1 pseudogene is annotated in these 251 nt (G+C 57.8%); it reads right to left on the bottom strand.

Going from position 1 to position 251, the window contains the following annotated elements:
• Window positions 1-217, bottom strand: a pseudogene (locus A3764_RS00925) (MFS transporter); the annotation flags it as partial.
• Window positions 218-251 lie beyond the last annotated feature (34 nt).

Raw genomic sequence — 251 nt, 5'->3', positions numbered from 1 at the left:
GTGACAGTAAGCTCCAGTACAGGGTGGATCTCCCAATCCCGTCAATGACTGGCTCGGCAAGTGGCAAGCTCAGCATCATCGCGCCACCCGCCATACCATAGGCAAGAGTGCGGATCAGATCACAGAACACAATCAACCGCTTACGGTCCATGCGATCAGCAAGAATGCCGGAGGGTAGCGCGAACAGAACCCATGGAACGCGCAGCGCCGCAGGCAAGATCGCGATCCACAGGGGATCCCGTGTCAAAAGC

It is taken from the genome of Sulfitobacter sp. HI0129 (assembly GCF_001635395.1).
Lineage (GTDB): Bacteria > Pseudomonadota > Alphaproteobacteria > Rhodobacterales > Rhodobacteraceae > Sulfitobacter.
The sequence above is the reverse complement of the archived record's forward strand: the minus strand, read 5'-3'. Positions and strand labels throughout refer to the sequence as shown.